This is a genomic window from Nitrospirota bacterium, from assembly GCA_016214855.1.
In the GTDB taxonomy this organism is placed as follows: Bacteria; Nitrospirota; Thermodesulfovibrionia; order Thermodesulfovibrionales; family UBA6898; genus UBA6898.
Map to the genome: position 1 here is coordinate 1 of JACRMT010000016.1, position 19,319 is coordinate 19,319.

The window sequence follows — 19,319 nt, forward strand, 5'->3', positions numbered from 1 at the left end:
GCACCTCCGGAACTCTCAGTTCCAAAAGGATTGCCCATTCGTCGATTTGTATTCAAGTCGACACCACCAAAATAGTTGTAAAAAGCATTATCTGTCATATAGTTTTAAGTATTCAGCTGTCTCTTAACCGGACAGCAGTGAGGGCATTTATAGGGCAAATCAGCTCTCCATCTGTTCATTTTTAAAAAAAACGGAGTAGCCTTCACTGCCGCTGTTGTTATGAAGGACGAAAGAGGCAAGGCATTTATTGCCGAAACGATATCTGCGTAGATTGGCCAAGTGAGACTTTGACCATGCGATAAGGGTCTCAACCTTTCCCTCATCACTGTCGCAAACAGGCCAGAGTGCAAGATTATCCTGTCCCGATCCGGACAATAAATAATACCGGCCTTCTTGAATTTCCTTATATTCCAATAGGTATAGCTCTGGTATTCAACTTGCAAATACTGTTCCATGGTGACTGGAACCGTTACTGCGTCGATACGCTGCGGTCGACAGTTTTCAGAAGAGGCAAGCGCATGAAAGCAGACAAGACACTTGATATCAAGGGACTTACTGACCAGAGGCCAAAGGAAGTGACAAGGAACGTTCTGAGCATGATGGCAAAAGGCCAGATACTCAGGGTCATAGCTGACGATTCAGGGGCAAGACAGGCCCTTATTGCACTATGCGAATATTCTGGTTACCGTCTGCTCTCCCTGGAAGAAGAGAGTGGAGTCATCTATTTTAATATACAGAAATGAATAAGAGAGCAAAGTCTTTCTCCCCGCATGCCCGGTATCTGCCTTTGGCAGTGCCGGGCATGACCCCCTGCGCTGTCAGGAGGATAACGGCAAGACCAGATATCAGGAGGTATCGAGTGAAAAAAAGAATTGCAGTTGTTGCACGCGACAGGCAGGATGAGGCGCTAAGAATGGCTGTAGGACTTACTCTTATGGATGACACAATCGATGTCTTTGTGCTTGACAGGAAACTGGAGGATTCTGAAAACAACAGGCTGAATATCGAGACCATGGAGTTGATGGACATGAAGATGTACACAAATTCAGCCGAAAACAGCGGTATGGAATATCTTTCCACCGAACATATGGCCAGGAAATTTCCGGGCTATGACACCGTGCTGCCGTATTAATCGATGTAACAAGGGAGGAACTGATGAGGATCCTGCATGTGGTCAAAGAAGAGCCTGACACAACAACAGGCACGATATTTTTGGAGCAGGCAATGATAGATCATGTGACTGTCATTGATCTGAGAGAAAACAGGGATTATGACTATATCGTCAGCCTGATGGAATCACATGACAGGGTAATTTGCTGGCAATAAGGAGGCGTGAGACATGAAACTCGGCATACTGGTTAATACGGATAAACATCTTGACCATATTATCGGCATGGTGACGGCTGCACTTGGCAGAGGCCATGAGATCACGATATTTGTGATGGACACCGGCACGAGACTGTTGAAAGATCCTGCTTTTGCCGGACTGTCCATCCTTCACGGAGTATTGATGAGCTTCTGCGACCTCAGCGCACAGAAGGAAGGAATAAAAAAAGAAGGCTTGCCTGACGAAATCCTGAGCGGCAGTCAGTATAATAATGCAGTCATGGTGCATGAATCTGACAGAGTTCTGGTGTTTTAGCGGTTTCTGTTTCTCCCGCACAGGAGGTGCCTATCATGGATATCAGGAAGACCGAGCATGTCCTGCTCGTGTCCTTCTGCACCCTTATCGTCCTGCCCATTCTCTACATCTACCGCTCGGCAGATAACAATACGTTCACCAGCTGGCGATGGGTCTTCTCTCAGTCAGGTATCCTGCAAGTATTTTTCTTCCTTTTACCGGCATTGCTTTGCGCCTATGCCCTGTCGCGCCTGAGGTTTTCCGGGCGCAATGCATATGCATTTCTTTTTCTCCTGTCTTTCGTTTCGATCATCCCTCTCTGGCAGGAGTCCGAGTCAATCATTGATGCGTCCAGATATTTTGTCCAGGCCAAATCCCTGAAAGAGCACGGGATACGGTATTTCCTTGATCATTGGGGCGACAAGATCCATGCCTGGACCGATATGCCGCTGGTGCCCTTTCTCTACGGCCTTGTGTTTGCCGTTTTTGGAGATTCCAGGCTCTGTATTCAGGTGTTCAACACCACCCTCTTCGCGCTGACAGGCGTAATGACATTCCTTGTCGGGAAAAGGCTTTGGGATGAGGAAACAGGGCTGCATGCAGGACTGCTTCTGCTGGGAATGCCCTACCTGCTTACGCAGGTGCCTCTGCTGCTTGTCGATCTGCCGACAATGTTCTTCCTGACCCTTTCCATCTATACCTTTCTTCATGCGATTGAAAAGGGAGGGCTTCGCTGGACAGTTGCTGCCTCAGTCGCATTATGCTTGGCCATTTTTGCAAAATATTCGACCTGGCTGATGCTTTCTGTTATTCCGATAATCTCATTTGTTTCCGGAACGGGACAGCCGAAGAAGACATTCAGCAGAACATGTTCTGTTCTTCTCATTGCAGGTCTTCTTGCAGGGGGTGTCATCTTTGTCCGCTATGATCTTTTCCGGGACCAGATCATGATCCTCAGGACGTACCAGTGGTCAGGCCTCAGCCGCTGGCAGGAAGGTTTTCTCTCGACGTTCCTGTACCAGACACATCCGTTCGTGACCATCCTCGCACTCTGCGGAATATACCGGGCGATCCAAAAGAAGGATATACGTTTCCTTATTCCAGCATGGTTCGCTGTTTTGGTACTCATCCTCCAGATAAAGAGAATACGGTATATTATCCCGCTCTTCCCGCTCTTTGCTCTCATGGCAGCATATGGTCTTCAACTGGTCAAAGACAGGCCCATCAAACAATTCATTTCCCTGTGCATCGCGGCCTCGTCGCTGGTTCTCGTATACAGCGCATATCTGCCGTTCCTGAACACTACAGGCATGGCAAACCTGAAACATGCCGGGCAGTATCTCAACACCCTGAACTGCGATTCTGTTGAGGTCTATGCCCTGCCGCAGGAAAGCTCGTCAGGCAGCACATTCGCAGCAATACCGATACTCGACTACCATACGGTCAAAAAAATCGTCTCTCCCCAGGAGTGGCCCGGGCATATGCAGGACAGCACAACGCAGAAATCTTCCCTGAGGTTCACCTGGGAGACAACAAAGCCTGATCTGTATTCTCAGCCCGAGACAGACAAAAGCTGTGCTGTTGTCATCATTTCGAGCAGGGCGCTCGACCCTGCAGCCGGGGCATTCATTGGAAAAGATCCTGGTTCCCTGAAGATGCTGAAAGAGTTCGGACAGACATCAGAGGTCTTTAAATACCAGACGTTCGTGACGATCCTCAGGCAGGAATAGCTGTTCCTTTTGGGACAACTATTCCCTTTCATTGTTCCTTTCGGAACAGTTCACAAATCAGCAGGGTGAACGACACTGCAGGCCTCCCGGTATCAAGCCTCTGTATTAACACCATATTTCCCTTTTTCCGGACCGCTCGGACCTGATGGTATGCCACTTGCAACAATCCCCTTGAAAAACAATTCGTTGTTGACAGAGGCAAATTCAATTCGTGGAGGTAGAAAGGTGGAAAGTGATGCAAAAAAGAAGAAGATATGGGCGTTGGTGATCATCGGATTCTTCGCCCTCGTAAGCATAGTGACATACGCTTACAATGATTATTATATTTATCTCTCCGCCTATCTCTGGTTCGGTCTCATCTACGGCATGTGCCTGCAATACGGCAGGTTCTGTTTTGCCTCAGCCTTCAGGGACCTGTTCGCCGTCGGCGTGCCGAGAATGGTTGTAGGCATCATGACCGCCACGTTATTTTTCGGACTCGTCTCTTCATTTGTGACAGCTACCGGATTCAGCACGTTCCATGCCTCTCCTTCAGGGATTCACTCCATGATCGCAGGTCTTATATTCGGGGTCGGGATGGTCTTTGCAGGCGGCTGCGCCTCTGGCTCACTCTATAAGGCAGGAGAAGGAAACGGGGTGGCTCTGCTCGTAATATTATCCATCAGCGTAACACAGTCGTCCTTTGCAGATATCGGCGGCTGGCTCAATTACCTCGTCCCGGCTTCCTGGCACGCCTCAGCACTGTCAAAGAACCTTCCGGCGGTGATAAATGTTGGAGATGGCTGGCTCGACCAATACCTTGCAGGCTATGTCTGGAACCATCCAACCGTCACATTCGCAAAGCTGCTCGGCCTGAAGAACGAATCAGCGTCAGGCGCATTTGCAGGAAATCTTCTTGTCGGCGTCATCTTACCTGCGCTTCTCATGCTGACCGTGGTCTATTTCATCTGGGGGAAGAGGGCGTTTGTGCGCGACACGCTGAAAGCAAAGGGAAGTGTCAGCCTCCGTGACCATCTCACCGGTTTCTGGCAGATGATTCTTTCATCAAAGAGGACCTCGTTAGCAGGCCTCTTTCTCGGCATAGCCTGCGGACTCCAGATGTTCGTCATTGAAGGTCTGCGCATAAAGTTCGGGATCAGAAATGCAGGAGAGATCCTCACGCGGCTCGGCTCGGATTTCGGCCTGTCGATCAGGGGTACCGTGTTTGACCCAGGCTACTGGTATGTGACCACGCAGGAGGCCCAGTGGGTAGGCTGGGTCATGCACAAGCTCGGCTGGAACAATATGGACAATATCTTTTTCGGCTATATCAACGGCATACCGAACCCTGCCCTGAATCCTGCTGACTGGATGTCCCTGGCCCTTATAGGCGGTGCAGCAATCATGGCGCTGATGAACAATGAGTTCAAATTCAAAAAACCGACCATGGAACTTGCGACATGGGCCATTGTCGGCGGCTTTCTCATGGGAATCGGCTCACGGCTCGGCCTCGGCTGTAATGTGGGCGCATTCTTTGTCCGGGTCTCTAACGGCGATGTCGGCGGATGGCTCTTCGGGCTCGGCATGATAGGCGGAGCCTTTGTAGGGGTGAAATTCTTCAACTGGTGGACAGAGCGGAAAATGGCCAAAGAACTTGCCGGAATGGAAATATGATGCAGAGAGAAAAAGGAGGAACACTATCATGGCGGTAAAATTCGAAAAAATATCCGAAGGCTCCTATGCCCTTGACTGCACAGGGTATGTCTGCCCGCATCCTCAGATTTACACCAAGAAAATGCTCGAAAAGATCAAGGAAGGAGATACCCTGGAAGTCACCTTTGACAATCCTTCTTCAGGTGAATCGATCACGGCCATGTGTTCATCGCTTGGCAATGAAATAATCGAGCGGACCCAGCAAGGCGGCAAAATTATCTTCAAGATAAGGAAGGCGGCATGACACCAGCGTCATTGCCGGAGGTGTAGACATGGACAGAACATTCATCATCGCAATTCTTGTAGTCACCTTATTTACCGGATTTTTGATCGGGTACAGCGTTCCGCCCTTTATCCAGGCCGGCGTATTCAGCGGCCGGAAAGAAAAAGGAGTAGAGTCCCAGATAGACAAGGGGATGGAGCAGCACTATAAGGATCTCTTTAAAGATGAAGAAAAGTAGTACGGATCTGCATAGGCATTTCAGGGAGGATAACTGATGGAAAAGAAATTTATTGCAGTCATTGTGGTCGTCTTTATGGTCGGGGTGTTGATAGGATTTAAGACCTCTTATGGCATCCCGATCCAACCCGGATATTTTGAGAAGCAGGAAGCCCCGGCGTACGGCTCCTCGGAAACCAAGGCCATTGGCTCGGAGTTCGGCAAGGAATATGAAGAGCATTTCAAGGACCTGTACAAGGCAGAGTGATGCAGAAACAGCCAGACATCAGAAACAGTTGCAGGCCATACAAAGTCAGATTGCTCAGGGAGGCAGACGCATGAAAAAAATACTTATTGCTGTTGATGACAGCAAGGGGTCAGAGGCAGCCGTTCGCACCTTTATCGATCTCTTTCCGTCAAACCGTCCCGATACCGTAGTGCTTCTCTATATCCAGAAGATCGAAGGCCGCTCCCTTATGGACGAGATGCTCGGGGAGGCAGAGATGTCAACCCTGAAGGAGATGCTGAAAGGTACAGAGTACCAGGAATTTCTGGACAGGAAGGCCGCAAAGGTCATCTCATTTCACACTGACCTCTTTAAGGAAAAAGGGATTGTCGGAATAAAAACGCTTGTCAGGGAAGGCCATCCTGCAGACGAAATACTCAACGCTGCAAAGGAAGAAGGTGCAGGCATGATAATCATAGGGTCACGGGGCAGGAAAATGCACGATCTTCTTATGGGCAGTGTCAGCAGGGAGGTGGCCAACAGGGCTGATATACCTGTGCTTCTTGCCAAGTAAGATCATGCAGGGAAAATTGAAGAGGCGGCTTCCGCTGATCCAATTCTTAACTAACAACCGTAACACTGAAAGGGAGGCAAACGAGGCTATGAAAAAAAGAATTATGCATCTGATGGTAGTAACGATGTTCCTGCTGGTCTCAGCAGGCCTGTCACAAGCTGCAACGTGGGCACATCCTGAATTGCTGCTGACACCGGCAGATGTCGAGAAGAACGCGAGCAAGGCAGACTGGGTCATTGTGGACTGCAGGGATCTGAAGGATTACGCAAAAGGTCATATCCCGGGCGCCATCAGCTTTGGCAAAGAGTGCAAAAAAGCTTTGCGGGACAGCACATCAAGGGTATTCAAGGATCCAAAGAAATATGAGACTATTTTCGGCAAGTCCGGCATAGGCAATAACACACACGTTGTCTTTTATGGCGAGCACAAGACCACTGACACCTTCAAGGATGTGAGCGTCTCCTTCTGGATAATGGAGTATCTCGGTCATGACAAGGCACATGTACTCAACGGCGGTATTGATGCATGGATGAAGGCAGGCAAAAAACTGACGAATGAACCTGCCATGAAAAAAGAGACAAAATTTGCGGCAAAGGTCGTAGCAAACAGGATCGCCACTACCGATGAAATACTTCAGATCGCCCAGGGCAAAAAGAAGGGCATCACCCTCATAGATTCCAGAACCGAAAAAGAACATGCGGGCGAGGATATCCGCTCCCTGCGCGGCGGCTATGTTCCCAACACAACCAAGAACATCTCTCATAAAAACACTATGGATCAGGAAAAAGATCCAAAGACGGGTAAAGACGTTGACAACGGCTATCTTTCGCCTGACCGGGTTGCCGGGTTCTTCAAAGACTTCGACAAGAGCAAGCGTACGATTGGATACTGCCACACCGGAACGCGTTCAACCCTTACGTATCTTGAGATGAGACTGCTTGGCTTTAAGGAGCCTGCAAACTGGGATGATTCCTGGATCGTCTGGGGCAACAATCTCAAATACCCGGTGGCTGACGAACAGTGGATCAACTTCGAGAGGCTGAAGAAGGCTGAAGATGATCTCAAGGCCCTCAAGGATGCCATGCCGAAAAAAGAGGGAGCAAAGGAATAGTCAGGTTGCACTTCGACTATGTATGTGCTATTTTTTAGAAGACAGGCCGGCAGTCTTTTCTGCCGGCCTGATTATCATTCCGCAAAAAAGGGGGGATTCTAAATGCGTATATTAGTTGCTCATGATGGTTCAGAACACGCGGATAAGGCACTCTCAAAGGCTGCAGACATAGCAGCGATGACAAAGTCCGCTATCGTCGTACTCTCTGTTGTCCCTGACCTCTGCATGATGGAAATAAGCGATGACGACTGCAAAAACATGTATAGCATCATGACCGAGGAATCTGAAAAAAGACTGACTGCATTGAAGGATGACCTTTCCAAAAAAGGCGTTGAAATGGAGACTGCTGTACTGTTTGGAAACGCTGCAGACATCATAATCAGCACCTGCGCCGACAAGAAGATCGATCTGGTTGTGGTCGGCTCCCACGGCAGGCATGGAGCCAGAAAATTCCTGCTTGGCAGCGTCTCCTCCAGGGTCGTTGATCATGCAGCTTGCGATGTCCTGGTTGTGAAATAAAGAAAACAGTATAAAAAGCAGTGCCGTAAATAAAACTAAACGTTCATAAAAGGAGGCAGATATGGATGGGGAAAAGAGGTCACCCGTAACATTAATAGTGGGGCTGATTCTTCTTGCGTATGCCCTTATTCTCAGGAGCCAGAATACGGCTTTAACACCCAGCGGACTCGTCGCTGTCGCGGAGTACCTTAAAACAGGCGGTACAATCGGCACGCAGATTTCCGTTGGCTTATGGTCAGGGGTTATCATCTGTCTGATCGGCATCTGGAATCTTGCGGTGCCGTCCATGACATCAAAGTTTGACAAACTTGTGCGTGCCCCTATGGCCGGCATCGGAACTATAATCACTCTTTGTTATATAACACGTTATTACATGGAGCCCATCTTCAAGATATGGGGAAAACTGGCGAAACCTGCGCTCGGTTTTGATATGGCAACTATCTTCGGCCTTAACTACATCCTCCTCGGGATCATCCTCGGCATTATCTGGGTCAATACTATCGGCATTCCTTCCTGGATGCAGGCAGGTGTCAAGACCGCCCGTCTGGCCATGAAGATGGGGGTTATCACGCTGGGAGCAATGTACAGCATTACCGAGCTCAAGTATCTTGGCGGGTTGAGTATTGTGATGGTCGCTACATTCGTTATGGGAACTTCCCTACTTGTCCTATGGCTCGGCAAGCTTGCTCAGGCACCCCGTCCATTAATCGGTGTGCTGTCTGCCGGTATGGGCGTCTGCGGCGTATCAGCTGCAGTTGCTGCAGCCCCGGTCGTGAAGGCCAGAGGCGTTGACATGGCCTACTCGATCGGCATGCTGCTGCTAATAGGTGTTGTAGGCCTTTTTGTTTTCCCACCCGTAGCAAAGATGGTAGGCATGAACGAGCTTCAGTTCGGGGCCTGGGCAGGCACCGGCATCCTCAACTCAGCCCAGGTTGCGGCAGCTGCCCTGATATTTGACCCCAACACCATAGAGACCCTGAAAGTCGCGGAAATATTTAATATCACCAGAATCCTGTTCCTCCCCTTCATAGTCATTGTGCTTGCAATATGGTTTGCAAAGGGAGAGGAAGAGTCTGAGAAAGGCAAGGTCAATCTTGGCAAGGTCCTCATTGACAAGTTTCCGCTCTTTGTCCTCGGTTTTATCATCATGTTTGCTTTCAGTTCAACAGGAGTCTTCACCCCTTCCGGGCAGGAACTCCACGGCAAGCACTTCTACAGCTTCAAGCCTGCCGAAAGCAAGGAAGTAAGAACCAGGGACTTGAAGAAGATTCAGGCATTTATTGAAACCGGTTCAGTCACCGACCCAAAGGTCAAGGAAGCGCTTGAAAAACTTGTAGCCGACAGGCAGGTAACCAGTGCTGATCAGACTGACCTTGTCCTGAAAGCTCAGGATTTTACAACTGACAAAGACATGAAAAAGGTATTTCAGGACGCTGACAAGAAAGTCCAGGCAAAGCCCAAGACCATGGAGATGATGAGGGAATATATGATGTGGTTCTTTGCCTTCGGTCTTATCGGCCTTGGGATGCAGATCACCTGGTCGACCATCCGACAAGCAGGAGGAAAGGCAGCGCTAATAGGTGTGGTTTCCGGAGTTGCAAAGGCAGTACTTTCTTTCTTTGTCTGCTGGCTGTTAATCAAGGGAACCATCTAAAGGAGGCATGAAAAATGGCTGAAGAAAAAGCAACGACAGAAGAACAAAAAAAGATGGAGGAGCGCGCTCTCAGCGTCTTTGCCTCTGAAAAAAAGGAAGATATTACAGCGCTGATAATTGCCTTTGTCCTTGCGATACTGGTGCTTATCGCACTGAAGTGATTTCGCTATGATACGTAAGATACTGGTGGCTACGCACGGCACCGAAAATGCGATTCAGGCAGAGTTACATGCCATACAATTGGCTCAGGCATTGGGTGCACGTCTTCATGGTCTCTATGTCATTCATAAGGACTGGGGGTCTCTGGTCGGCATAGAATGGCTCCACTCCTCTGAAAAGAGAATGGATTTTTACCGCTACGCCGAATCAGAACTGTACCGGATGGCAGATGCGGCACTGGCCGGGCTCGTTCAGCGTGCAGGGGCGCACGGCATAACCGTAACGTCTTCTGTCAGGGTGGGTGACCCCGGGACAGTCATTGCCGAAGAGGCCGGCGGGACCAACGCAGACCTCATTGTGATCGGCAGCAATGGCAGCAAAACATCCGAGGAATACAGGGCAAAGGTTTCCCTTGTCAAACTGATGAAGGCAGCGCCTTGTTCGGTTCTCCGGGTAAAAGCAGATGCCGGCAGAGGGGGTGAGAAGCTCAGGGAGCAGGGACATGCTCAAGATTTTCAGGAAACCCAATGGAACAAACTCGGGAAAAGTAGGAAATGTGAGACGGGTTTGTAAAAAGCTCCGGAGGCAAGGCGCGCAAAAAATGAGGAATGAGGCGTAATTACAGTTACGTCGCAGTGACGGGTTTTGAAGCGCAACGCAGCATACGGACTTTTTACAAAGCCGGCAGACGTGGTTAACCATTTTATCAGCCACCTGTCATGAACAGGCGGTAAAGGAGGAAGCATCATGAAACGCACATTGATCGCATTACTGTTTCTCACCGTGGCCTTGGCAGGGTTTTACACCATGGCAGCTGCAGGACCCTATCCGGATGCTGTCATTAAACAGGCAGAGAGTCTGAAGGCAGACGCTGATGCAAAGAAAGACATGCCTGCATCCCTTCAGGGCATCAAGCTTATCGACGGCAAAGAATTAAAAAAGTGGATGGATGAGAAGAAGAAGTTCGTGATCATCGACAACAGGAACAAGGAACAGTTCACCAAAGAGCACATAACCGGTGCCACTCTTATTACCGTAGATGAACTGATGGGAAACCCAAAGCTGTCTGACGCGCTGGACAAGAAAGTCCCGCTTGTACTCTATTGCAACGGCGTTAAATGCTGGCGCTCACCGGCAGCTGCCCTTCTTTATCAGAGCCTCGGCTTCAAGGAAGTCTACTGGTTCAGAAACGGACTGCCCGAATGGGTCAAGCTTGACTACCCGACAGTTGAAGGCGGCAAATAGCCGGATACGGTAACCCATATTAATGCAAAGGGTTGGGGAATGCGGAGAGCAACCCTGACCCTTTGCATTTTATATGCGTACGTATAAATAGCCAATGCACTCGATATCCTCAAGCATTCTGCTGCCGGTATCTCTTGCAGCGGCCTTCCAGGTCATAACTGACCTGAAGACAATTATCAGACTCTCGCCTTTTTTTAGTCTGAAGAGTATTGAACCCTCATCAGGCAGGGTTGCACAGATAGGTGAACGTCTTATACTGACGATCGAATATTATGCAACTAAAAATATCGAGACTCATGCCATTGAAATAGACAGGCTTGAGACGAACAGGCTGATCTCCTATGCCATCGGAAGCGGAGTTATTAGAACCATACGCTACGGGCTCGAACCTGTTAGCGGAGGTATTCAGCTTACACAGACATTCGAACTTGATGCAGAAAATGAGTCCCTCATAAAAGGAACTCAGGATGAACTTGATGTATGGCTTAGAAGCGTCGGGAACTATCTGAAAATTAGCGAGAGAAATTCTCTCTCAAAGCAGTTTCAGAAATGGTTCATGGATAGCGTCTGGCTCAAGCTCACCATTTCGGAGAGAACTATCGCTCTTATCATGGTCAAGATATCGGTTCTTGAACTTGTCCTTTTACTCATCCTGGTGCTGATATGGAACACAGGATAGTTAGCACGGATAGTGCACGTTTTGACGAAGCAGGTCCAATGCGGAAGGTCAATAATAATGAAAGGGTGACAATAAAGGAGGTAACGGAAATGAGGAAAATGGCATTCGCAGGTTTAACCTTACTGATTTTTGTTTGCGTAATCGCAGTCGGAGTCGCCCCTGCTGCTGAACTGAAATGGGTAGGGTGCGATATCCTTGAACTCTCGGTAATGCAGTCCATATCAAAGGAGTATGAAAAAAAGACAGGCGTGAAGATAAGCCTTCAGGAAGCCGGCGCCACCAGGGGAATCGTTGACGTGGCTGCCGGAAAAGCCGACATCGGTGGCACGTGCAGACATGCAGTTGCGAGGAATGAAGAGCGCGGGGTTAAGCTGGTCCCCGTGGCTTGGGACGCCATTATAGTGGTCACTCATAAATCAAACCCTGTGGATAACCTGACCCTTGAACAGATACGGAATATTTTTACCGGCAAGACTTCCAGTTGGAAGAGCGTTGGAGGCCCAGACCGGCCTATCCAGGTCGTTGCTCGGGAAGGCAAACTTTCCGGTGTGGGCCAGATGGCTCGCAAGCTTGTGTTCAAGAACCCGGACCAGGAATTTACTCCGAAGGCGCTACTTTTCAAATCCACCGGACCGGTTGAAGAGGCCGTGGAAAAGACCCCGTGGACTATTGCCTTTACAGGGATAAGCAGCGCTACAAAGCGGTCGTTCAAGGTGCTGAAGATCGAAGGGAAAGCCCCATCGTATAACACCATTGCACGTGGGGAGTATATGCTGTACCGGCCGCTGTATCTTGTTACCAGACATGATGCAAGTCCGGAGGTTAACAAGTTTATCTCCTTTGTGCTCAGCGATGAAGGGCAGGGCATAATCAAAAAAGAAAATACTGTAACGCTCAAGGACGGTCAGGCGCTCTGGCAGAAATACGGCAACTATTAACCCGCAATCGAATTCCTCATCCTGTCCTCGCCTGACTGAAATCGCTCTTTATATTCGAAATGCTAAGCCGTCCGATTGCCGACCAGCGAGGATGCCGGGGTAATATTAAGATATGCTGTTTGTCCCATTAAGGGTATGACTGCACTTTGCAGGCCATGGATATCGGGTTGAACAAGCGGCATGGCGATGTTAAATATTATGGTTATACGGGTATATAAATGGTAAACTGTTTCTGTCTTAAAGACTAATACTATACTTAGGAGGGTTCAATGGGCGAGACAGATCAGGAGACGGCACAGTTTGATGCACAGGATGTGGAGAAGAACAAGGTTCTGGCGATCGTGGGTTACATATTTCCGATTTTATTTTTCATCCCGCTGGTGACTGAGGCAAAAAACAGCATATACGCCAAGTTTCATTCAAATCAGCAGTTGATTCTCCTCATCTTCGGATTTGCCGGAGGAATCGGCCTGACTATCATAACATTCATCCTGGCCTTCATCCCCCTTCTGGGACCTCTGATGGCAATGCTTCTTTTGCCGGTGTTCTGGCTGGCTTGCCTGGGCCTTGCCATTATGGGCATTATTAATGCGGCAAACGGCAGCACCAAAAAACTTCCCGTTATCGGAGGACTTGCTACGCTTATTAAATAGACCGCCCGGCACTACCGTCCCGCGAAAAGCCCTGCATTCCTGCAGGGCTTTTTTATTCATAGCGCAGAGCTTCTATGGGATCGAGCAGCGATGCCTTGTACGCCGGATAAAAACCGAAGAAGATCCCTACCAGGCCTGAGAAACCGAAGGAAAGAAACACAGAAAAAGGCGATACGACAATAGACCAGCCTGCAAGATTAGAAAGCACTTTGGATACCGTAATCCCGCAGATGATGCCGATGATGCCGCCGATCATCGAAAGCGTCAGGGCCTCAATGATGAACTGAAGTCTGATGTCCCAGGTCTTGGCGCCGACCGCCATCCTGATGCCGATCTCCCGTGTCCTCTCCGTGACCGAGACGAGCATGATGTTCATGATGCCGATGCCGCCGACAACAAGCGATACCGAGGCAATTGCGCCTAACAGGATGGTCATCACCTTGGTTGACTGCTCAGCGGTCTGGAGCATCTGGGTAAGGTTTCTGACCGTGAAGTCATTCTCCTGTTTTGCGCTCAATCTGTGGCGCTGCCGAAGCAGGTCAGTGATCTCCTTTTCGGCCTTCGGAAGATCTTCTGCTGACCGTGCCTTTACAGACATAAGGCGGATCATTCCGGGAAAGGCAGTGCCGAAAAGTTTCTTCTGTGCTGTCGTAATCGGGATGAAGATAGTGTCGTCCTGGTCCTGCCCGTTCGGCGACTGGCCCTTTTCCTCAAGCACACCTACTACGGTAAAGGGGATCTTCTTGATGCGTATCACCTGTCCCACAGGATCGATGCTGCCGAAAAGATTTTCCACGATGGTCTGGCCGATAAGACAAACTTTTGTGGCGCTCTTCACATCATCGTCAGAAAACGGTCTTCCCGAGGACAGACTCCATTCGCGAACAATGAGTATGTTCGGCGAAGTTCCGGTCACACCTGTAGACCAGTTCTGATTCCCATACACTACCTGGGCCGTACCGCCGAGGATCGGAGCAACAGCCTGCACTGAAGGACATTCCTTCTCGACTGCGTCAGCATCGCCGAGCGAAAGCGTAGGCTGGGTGCCTGCACCCATCCGAATGCCCCCGGATGTACTCGCCCCTGACAGTACCATGATCAGGTTGCTGCCGATGCTCGCTATCTGCTCAGAAATCTTCTGACGCGCACCGGTGCCGACCGCAAGCATGGCTATCACCGCGCCGACGCCGATGATCATGCCGAGCATGGTAAGCCCTGAGCGCATCTTGTTCACGCGCAATGCCCTGAGAGAGATCCTGAATGTGGAGGGGATATTGATCATGTCTGTATGCGCTCAGCAAAGACACAATCCGAACAGCCTATACACTCGTACGCACCTGGGACATTCTTTATGCCTTCTCTGCTGAAAGCTGACCACTGAATGCTGATGGCTGATCTGCAAGTCATTTTCTTACCTCATCGCTCACAATGCAGCCGTCAAGGAAGCGGATAATGCGCTTGCTGTACGCAGCAATATCAGACTCATGCGTCACCAGCATGACCGTAATATTGGCCTCGGTGTTCAGCTGCACAAAAAGGTCCATGATCTCCGCACTCGTCTTCGTATCAAGGTTTCCGGTCGGTTCGTCAGCAAAGATGATAGGAGCATTGTTCACCAGGGCCCGTGCAATCGCAACACGCTGCTGCTGGCCGCCTGAAAGCTGATTGGGGTGGTGGTGCTCCCTGCCCTCAAGCCCGACCTTTCTGAGCGCTGCCATGGCCTTTTGCCTCCGCTCTTCAGCAGAAACGCCCTTATACAGAAGCGGCAGTTCAACATTTTCTATTGCTGCTGTCCTCGAAAGCAGATTGAACCCCTGAAATACAAACCCGATCTTCCTGTTCCTGATCTCAGCGCGCTCGTCCCTGCTCAACCCGCCCACATCAACCCCGCTCAGCAGGTAGTTCCCGGTTGTCGGCTTGTCAAGGCAGCCGAGGATATTCATAAGCGTTGACTTGCCTGATCCGGACGGCCCCATGACCGCAATGAACTCACCCTCTTCGATAGTCAGGGTCGTGGGACAGAGCGCCCTCACCTGAAGCTCGCCGAAGGTGTATGTTTTGCTGATGCCCCGAGCGTCGATCAGGCTCATATCAGAACATTTTCGGGGCAGCGGCAGCCGGCTTTTCATTGGCCTTGCCGAAAGATTCGACGATCACTTCCTGGCCTTCCTTAAGGTCATCGGACAGAAGTTCGCTGTGCATGCCGTCGCTGATCCCTATGGTGACCCCAATACGCTTTGGCGATTTATTCTCGACCACCCAGACGCCCGGCCCTCTTTGCTGCTTGCCGGCCTTCGTCTTATCCGGCGTGCCGGGACTGAAGCGCAGCGCTGCCTTTGGCAGCTTCAGCACATTGCCATGTGTAGAGGTGATGATCGAAACATTAGCGGTCATCCCGGGCTTGAGCTTGAGATCAGGATTGGACAACTTGATCACAACATCATAGGTAACGACATTCTGGACAGATATCGGCGCGTTCCGCACCTGAAAGACCTTGCCTTTGAACGTGGTCTCAGGGTATGCATCAACCGTAAAATCAACATCCATGTCTGTCTTGATCCTGCCTATGTCCGCCTCGTCAACATTCGTGTCGATCTGCATCTTGGTGAGGTCCTGGGCTATGGTAAAGAGCGTGGGTGTCTGGAAACTTGCGGCAACCGTCTGGCCTACATCCACATTCCGCGAAACAACAGTGCCGTCAACAGGGGAGATGATCCTCGTATACCGCATATTCGTCTCCGCTGTCTTGAGCGTTGCCTCTGCCTGTGCGACCTGAGCCTTTGAGGCAGTCACCTGCGCCCGGGCAGTGAGAAAGTTCGTCTCTGCAGAATCGAGGTCGCTTCTGGCGATAAGGTTTTTCAAAAAAAGCTCTTTTGACCTGTTCATGGATCTCTGCGCGTCCGCAAGTGAGGCCTCTGATCTTTCGAGGTTAGCCTTTGCCAGCAACAGCCCTGCCCGTGCCTGTTCCACCTGGGCCTCGAAGGTTGCAGGGTCTATCTGTGCTATGATCTGGTTTTTCTTTACTGCGGAATTGAAGTCAACAAAGATCTCTTTTACGGTGCCGGAGACCTGTGTGCCGACCAGCACTGTGGTGACCGCATTGACCGTGCCGGATGCTGTCACCGTGGAGGTTATGTCACCCCTTACAACTTTTTCTGTCCGGAATTTTACGTCGTTTCCCTTGTTGCTGCGCCAAAAGAATCCGGCAGCTGCCAGCAAAGCGATAACAACAATGACAGCAATACCCCCCGGGGCACAAGTAATCTTCTTCATCTTACCTCCGAACAGTCAGAAATCCGCTTTACTACTTAAACAATCGCAACGGCTCAATAGTTACAGCATAAGGAACCGGATACCTCATGCAGTCGCCGGTCAGTGGACATTCACGCTCAGTTCAAAATCAGCAGGGCTGGTTGCAGCAGCCTTTGCTGCCTCAAAGGTGATGACACCCTGATTGTACAGATCCATCAGATGCTGATCAAAGGTCTGCATGCCGTATTGGTCCTTGCCGGTTGAGATATAATCGCGTATATTCCCCATCTTGTCCTGATTCTCGATGCAGTCAGCAATACTGAGCGTGTTGCGCATCACTTCAATGACCGCGACACGGCCGGCATTGTCCTTTTTCCTGATAAGCCGCTGGGAGACGATGGCGGTCAAGGCTTCAGAGAGGCGTTTTCTGATGGTGAGCTGTTCGGAAAGATCAAACACGCTGATGATCCTCTGTATCGTCTTCGGCGCGTCCACCGTATGAAGCGTGGACATGACCAGATGTCCGGTCTCCGCAGCCTTTAAGGCAATGTCGATGGTGGTCCTGTCCCTCATCTCTCCAACCATGATGATGTCAGGGTCCTGGCGCAGGGCCGCGCGCAGGGCCTTGGAAAAGCTCTCCGTGTCGGACCCGATCTCGCGCTGGATAACAGAGGATTTGATCTCATTATGCAGGTATTCGATCGGGTCTTCGATCGTCACGATCTTGCAGGGCTTCGAATTGTTGATGAGGTTGATCATGGATGCCATGGTCGTTGACTTGCCGCTCCCGGTGATCCCGGTGACAAGGATAAGTCCCCGCTCTTCCATGGCCAGGTCCTTGATTACCTGCGGCAGACCGAGGGCCTCAACAGACGGGATGTCGTAGGGCACGATCCTGAGAACAATGGCAAAGGAGCCCCTCTGACGGCAGATATTCACCCGGAACCTGCAGATGCCGGCAAGGGAGTAAGAACAGTCGAAGTCCTGCAGTGTCTGCATGAATTTTTCGATCTCCTCAGGCAGGACCGTGCGCGTCTGCTCGATGATATGCCGGACAATTGCATCTGCCTCCGCCACCTTCAGGGGTTCGAGCGATTTCACAGCCGCAACGTGGCCGTGCTGCCTGAACTTCCATGGCGACCCTACACTCAGATGAACGTCCGAGACGTTCATCTCCTTTGCCTTATGAAGAACTTTCTGAAAAAGAGCGATAAGATTATTCACAATGACCTTCCTGAATAAATAATTTATAGTCTGAATGTACTTCAGGGCATAGTTTACCATTTGGCCGTCTAAAACTGCCCCTGTTTACGCCTTCTTTTGATCTGTTTCGATCTGTTTTTTTGAAGATGGAGTCAGGGAAAAAATGTGGTAGCCGGTGGGGGACCGGCTACCTTAGGAGGGGTTTTGCTAAGGGTTTTTGCCCTTGAAAATATCATACAGCTAAATAATGAAGCTTATATGAATTAATTATTAAATATATTTAAGAATTTTAATTATCTGGTGCCCATGGCCTTTTCAAGACTTGCAGCCCCCACCTTATAGTCATAGAGAGCCTGAATATGCGCTGCCTTTGCATTGCTCAGCGCAACCTCTGCGTCCGTAACCTCAATGGGGTTGCCCACCCCTGCTGCATACCTGCCGGTGGCGATCTCATGATTTTCTTTGGCCTGGCGGACCGCCAGATCTGCAGTTACGATCCGCTCTTCTGCCTCATTAAGGCTCAGATAGTTCTGCTGCACCTCAAGAAGTACGTTCTGTCGCAGGGCCTCCTCATTTGCCGCAAGGATGCTCAGGTTTGCCTTTGCCTCTAACACCTGGTTCCTGGTAAGAAATCCGCTGAAGATAGGGATTGAAAGCGCAACACCCGCGTTCCAGCCGCCATCACGGGTATCCGGCCTTTCCCCTGACCACGACCATGAAGCGCTGCCGGTAAGCATCGGAAAATAGCCTGTCTTCGCACCGTAGACTGCCTTTTCCGCAGCTATACGCCGGGCAGTGAGCGCCTTCAGTTCAGGCCTGTTCTCATAGGCCTTTTTTACTGCGTCCTCAAGACCAACCACGTATTTTGTAAAAGATAGGTTGTCCTCAATGGTGTAATCAGGCGCTTCAGGCACTCCCATGGCATTATTGAGCGATACCATGGTGAGTCGAACGGCATTCTCTGCAACGATAAGGTTCAGTCTTGCATTGCTCAGGTCAACCTCTGCCTTTGTCACATCAAATTTTGGTTTCGTGCCGACCTCGTAAAAGGCCTTTGCCTGTTCAAGATGCTGACGGAACTGATTGACCGTCTCGTCGGCAACAGCCCTGTTCCTTTTCGCCCGAAGGTGGTTGTAATACGCCTGCTTTACGTTCAGAATTATCTGCTCTTCCGTATTTTCAAGATCAGACTTTGATGCCTCTATGTTCTGTTTCTGTATGTCCACATTGGTTCCCGTCCTGCCAAAATCGAAAATGGTCTGTTTCGCTGCAGCGCCGGCAGAATACTGCTCAAACGAGTGAGAAGAGGAGAACCCCGAACTGAGCAAAGAGCTGACAGACGAACCGGAAGCAGACTTGACCCTGCCGTACCCCGCCGTCGCATCGAGTGTCGGCCAGTACCCGGCCTGTGCCTGTCCCTTCTTCGCCTCGCTGACAGCAACCGAACCCTGTCCCGCAAGCACATTGGGGTGTCTCTTCAGACCGATCTGGACCGCCCGCTCAAGGGTAACCAGTTCACCTCTGCCTATGATCTCCTCGGCATGCGCAGCAGGGACAAAAGAAAACGTCATGATCAGCAGCAGGAAAATTGTTCTTTTCATTATAGTGTTCCTCCGATTATAAA

At 50.3% G+C, this 19,319-nt stretch carries 24 protein-coding genes; 19 read left to right on the forward strand and 5 right to left on the reverse strand.

Features of this window, described 5'->3' with window-relative positions; translation table 11 throughout:
* Positions 1–518 precede the first annotated feature (518 nt).
* From HZB62_13270 to HZB62_13360, 19 genes are all read left to right on the forward strand, one after another.
* Positions 519–743 (forward strand): sulfurtransferase TusA family protein, encoded by a 225-nt coding sequence (locus tag HZB62_13270; protein MBI5076121.1) that lies wholly within the window; start codon positions 519–521, stop codon positions 741–743.
* A gap of 116 nt (positions 744–859) precedes the next feature.
* Positions 860–1,132 (forward strand): hypothetical protein, encoded by a 273-nt coding sequence (locus HZB62_13275; GenBank protein MBI5076122.1) that lies wholly within the window; start codon positions 860–862, stop codon positions 1,130–1,132.
* A 23-nt stretch (positions 1,133–1,155) separates the two neighbouring features.
* Entirely contained in the window at positions 1,156–1,326 is a 171-nt protein-coding gene (locus HZB62_13280) for a hypothetical protein (protein ID MBI5076123.1), read from the forward strand.
* 13 nt (positions 1,327–1,339) lie between these two features.
* Positions 1,340–1,642 carry a hypothetical protein gene (locus HZB62_13285; GenBank protein MBI5076124.1) on the forward strand — a complete coding sequence of 101 codons (303 nt, stop codon included), beginning with the start codon at positions 1,340–1,342 and terminating at the stop codon, positions 1,640–1,642.
* A 35-nt stretch (positions 1,643–1,677) separates the two neighbouring features.
* Complete coding sequence (locus HZB62_13290; GenBank protein ID MBI5076125.1) at positions 1,678–3,351, forward strand: glycosyltransferase family 39 protein; 1,674 nt, start codon at positions 1,678–1,680, stop codon at positions 3,349–3,351.
* A gap of 225 nt (positions 3,352–3,576) precedes the next feature.
* Positions 3,577–5,004: a YeeE/YedE family protein gene (locus tag HZB62_13295; protein ID MBI5076126.1), complete on the forward strand. Its 1,428-nt coding sequence runs from the start codon at positions 3,577–3,579 to the stop codon at positions 5,002–5,004.
* Between the two features lie 28 nt (positions 5,005–5,032).
* Entirely contained in the window at positions 5,033–5,287 is a 255-nt protein-coding gene (locus HZB62_13300) for a sulfurtransferase TusA family protein (protein MBI5076127.1), read from the forward strand.
* 28 nt (positions 5,288–5,315) lie between these two features.
* Positions 5,316–5,504 (forward strand): hypothetical protein, encoded by a 189-nt coding sequence (locus HZB62_13305; protein ID MBI5076128.1) that lies wholly within the window; start codon positions 5,316–5,318, stop codon positions 5,502–5,504.
* A gap of 36 nt (positions 5,505–5,540) precedes the next feature.
* Complete coding sequence (locus tag HZB62_13310; protein ID MBI5076129.1) at positions 5,541–5,750, forward strand: hypothetical protein; 210 nt, start codon at positions 5,541–5,543, stop codon at positions 5,748–5,750.
* Between the two features lie 70 nt (positions 5,751–5,820).
* Positions 5,821–6,282 (forward strand): universal stress protein, encoded by a 462-nt coding sequence (locus tag HZB62_13315; protein MBI5076130.1) that lies wholly within the window; start codon positions 5,821–5,823, stop codon positions 6,280–6,282.
* A gap of 88 nt (positions 6,283–6,370) precedes the next feature.
* The gene (locus HZB62_13320; GenBank protein MBI5076131.1) at positions 6,371–7,393 is read left to right on the forward strand and encodes a sulfurtransferase; all 1,023 of its coding nucleotides are present in this window, start codon (positions 6,371–6,373) and stop codon (positions 7,391–7,393) included.
* 102 nt (positions 7,394–7,495) lie between these two features.
* On the forward strand, positions 7,496–7,912 hold the full coding sequence (locus tag HZB62_13325) for a universal stress protein (GenBank protein ID MBI5076132.1): 417 nt from the start codon (positions 7,496–7,498) through the stop codon (positions 7,910–7,912).
* Between the two features lie 61 nt (positions 7,913–7,973).
* Entirely contained in the window at positions 7,974–9,566 is a 1,593-nt protein-coding gene (locus tag HZB62_13330) for a putative sulfate exporter family transporter (protein MBI5076133.1), read from the forward strand.
* Between the two features lie 14 nt (positions 9,567–9,580).
* The gene (locus tag HZB62_13335) at positions 9,581–9,727 is read left to right on the forward strand and encodes a hypothetical protein (GenBank protein ID MBI5076134.1); all 147 of its coding nucleotides are present in this window, start codon (positions 9,581–9,583) and stop codon (positions 9,725–9,727) included.
* A 7-nt stretch (positions 9,728–9,734) separates the two neighbouring features.
* Entirely contained in the window at positions 9,735–10,298 is a 564-nt protein-coding gene (locus HZB62_13340; protein ID MBI5076135.1) for a universal stress protein, read from the forward strand.
* Between the two features lie 174 nt (positions 10,299–10,472).
* Complete coding sequence (locus HZB62_13345; protein MBI5076136.1) at positions 10,473–10,970, forward strand: rhodanese-like domain-containing protein; 498 nt, start codon at positions 10,473–10,475, stop codon at positions 10,968–10,970.
* Between the two features lie 94 nt (positions 10,971–11,064).
* Positions 11,065–11,649 (forward strand): hypothetical protein, encoded by a 585-nt coding sequence (locus tag HZB62_13350; GenBank protein MBI5076137.1) that lies wholly within the window; start codon positions 11,065–11,067, stop codon positions 11,647–11,649.
* 89 nt (positions 11,650–11,738) lie between these two features.
* Positions 11,739–12,587, forward strand: a complete 849-nt coding sequence (locus tag HZB62_13355; GenBank protein ID MBI5076138.1) for a phosphate ABC transporter substrate-binding protein — start codon at positions 11,739–11,741, stop codon at positions 12,585–12,587.
* A 269-nt stretch (positions 12,588–12,856) separates the two neighbouring features.
* A complete protein-coding gene (locus HZB62_13360) occupies positions 12,857–13,240 on the forward strand; it encodes a hypothetical protein (GenBank protein MBI5076139.1) in 384 nt (127 codons plus the stop codon).
* 52 nt (positions 13,241–13,292) lie between these two features.
* Here HZB62_13360 and HZB62_13365 read toward each other — a convergent pair whose 3' ends face one another.
* From HZB62_13365 to HZB62_13385, 5 genes are all read right to left on the reverse strand, one after another.
* Positions 13,293–14,522 (reverse strand): ABC transporter permease, encoded by a 1,230-nt coding sequence (locus HZB62_13365; GenBank protein MBI5076140.1) that lies wholly within the window; start codon positions 14,520–14,522, stop codon positions 13,293–13,295.
* 121 nt (positions 14,523–14,643) lie between these two features.
* A complete protein-coding gene (locus tag HZB62_13370; protein MBI5076141.1) occupies positions 14,644–15,330 on the reverse strand; it encodes an ABC transporter ATP-binding protein in 687 nt (228 codons plus the stop codon).
* Position 15,331: 1 nt separating this feature from the next.
* Positions 15,332–16,513, reverse strand: coding sequence for an efflux RND transporter periplasmic adaptor subunit (locus tag HZB62_13375; protein ID MBI5076142.1), 1,182 nt, complete (start codon positions 16,511–16,513; stop codon positions 15,332–15,334).
* Between the two features lie 99 nt (positions 16,514–16,612).
* The gene (locus tag HZB62_13380; protein MBI5076143.1) at positions 16,613–17,776 is read right to left on the reverse strand and encodes a PilT/PilU family type 4a pilus ATPase; all 1,164 of its coding nucleotides are present in this window, start codon (positions 17,774–17,776) and stop codon (positions 16,613–16,615) included.
* Between the two features lie 212 nt (positions 17,777–17,988).
* Entirely contained in the window at positions 17,989–19,296 is a 1,308-nt protein-coding gene (locus HZB62_13385) for a TolC family protein (protein ID MBI5076144.1), read from the reverse strand.
* Positions 19,297–19,319: the final 23 nt, after the last annotated feature.

What these genes read in the sequence shown, in the direction of transcription:
- HZB62_13270 (MBI5076121.1), top strand. Translation starts at nt 519, where the DNA reads ATGAAAGCAGACAAGACACTTGATATCAAGGGACTTACTGACCAGAGG.
- HZB62_13280 (MBI5076123.1), top strand. Translation starts at nt 1,156, where the DNA reads ATGAGGATCCTGCATGTGGTCAAAGAAGAGCCTGACACAACAACAGGC.
- HZB62_13285 (MBI5076124.1), top strand. Translation starts at nt 1,340, where the DNA reads ATGAAACTCGGCATACTGGTTAATACGGATAAACATCTTGACCATATT.
- HZB62_13290 (MBI5076125.1), top strand. Translation starts at nt 1,678, where the DNA reads ATGGATATCAGGAAGACCGAGCATGTCCTGCTCGTGTCCTTCTGCACC.
- HZB62_13300 (MBI5076127.1), top strand. Translation starts at nt 5,033, where the DNA reads ATGGCGGTAAAATTCGAAAAAATATCCGAAGGCTCCTATGCCCTTGAC.
- HZB62_13305 (MBI5076128.1), top strand. Translation starts at nt 5,316, where the DNA reads ATGGACAGAACATTCATCATCGCAATTCTTGTAGTCACCTTATTTACC.
- HZB62_13310 (MBI5076129.1), top strand. Translation starts at nt 5,541, where the DNA reads ATGGAAAAGAAATTTATTGCAGTCATTGTGGTCGTCTTTATGGTCGGG.
- HZB62_13315 (MBI5076130.1), top strand. Translation starts at nt 5,821, where the DNA reads ATGAAAAAAATACTTATTGCTGTTGATGACAGCAAGGGGTCAGAGGCA.
- HZB62_13320 (MBI5076131.1), top strand. Translation starts at nt 6,371, where the DNA reads ATGAAAAAAAGAATTATGCATCTGATGGTAGTAACGATGTTCCTGCTG.
- HZB62_13325 (MBI5076132.1), top strand. Translation starts at nt 7,496, where the DNA reads ATGCGTATATTAGTTGCTCATGATGGTTCAGAACACGCGGATAAGGCA.
- HZB62_13330 (MBI5076133.1), top strand. Translation starts at nt 7,974, where the DNA reads ATGGATGGGGAAAAGAGGTCACCCGTAACATTAATAGTGGGGCTGATT.
- HZB62_13335 (MBI5076134.1), top strand. Translation starts at nt 9,581, where the DNA reads ATGGCTGAAGAAAAAGCAACGACAGAAGAACAAAAAAAGATGGAGGAG.
- HZB62_13340 (MBI5076135.1), top strand. Translation starts at nt 9,735, where the DNA reads ATGATACGTAAGATACTGGTGGCTACGCACGGCACCGAAAATGCGATT.
- HZB62_13345 (MBI5076136.1), top strand. Translation starts at nt 10,473, where the DNA reads ATGAAACGCACATTGATCGCATTACTGTTTCTCACCGTGGCCTTGGCA.
- HZB62_13350 (MBI5076137.1), top strand. Translation starts at nt 11,065, where the DNA reads ATGCACTCGATATCCTCAAGCATTCTGCTGCCGGTATCTCTTGCAGCG.
- HZB62_13355 (MBI5076138.1), top strand. Translation starts at nt 11,739, where the DNA reads ATGAGGAAAATGGCATTCGCAGGTTTAACCTTACTGATTTTTGTTTGC.
- HZB62_13360 (MBI5076139.1), top strand. Translation starts at nt 12,857, where the DNA reads ATGGGCGAGACAGATCAGGAGACGGCACAGTTTGATGCACAGGATGTG.
- HZB62_13365 (MBI5076140.1), bottom strand. Translation starts at nt 14,522, where the DNA reads ATGATCAATATCCCCTCCACATTCAGGATCTCTCTCAGGGCATTGCGC.
- HZB62_13370 (MBI5076141.1), bottom strand. Translation starts at nt 15,330, where the DNA reads ATGAGCCTGATCGACGCTCGGGGCATCAGCAAAACATACACCTTCGGC.
- HZB62_13375 (MBI5076142.1), bottom strand. Translation starts at nt 16,513, where the DNA reads ATGAAGAAGATTACTTGTGCCCCGGGGGGTATTGCTGTCATTGTTGTT.
- HZB62_13380 (MBI5076143.1), bottom strand. Translation starts at nt 17,776, where the DNA reads ATGGTAAACTATGCCCTGAAGTACATTCAGACTATAAATTATTTATTC.
- HZB62_13385 (MBI5076144.1), bottom strand. Translation starts at nt 19,296, where the DNA reads ATGAAAAGAACAATTTTCCTGCTGCTGATCATGACGTTTTCTTTTGTC.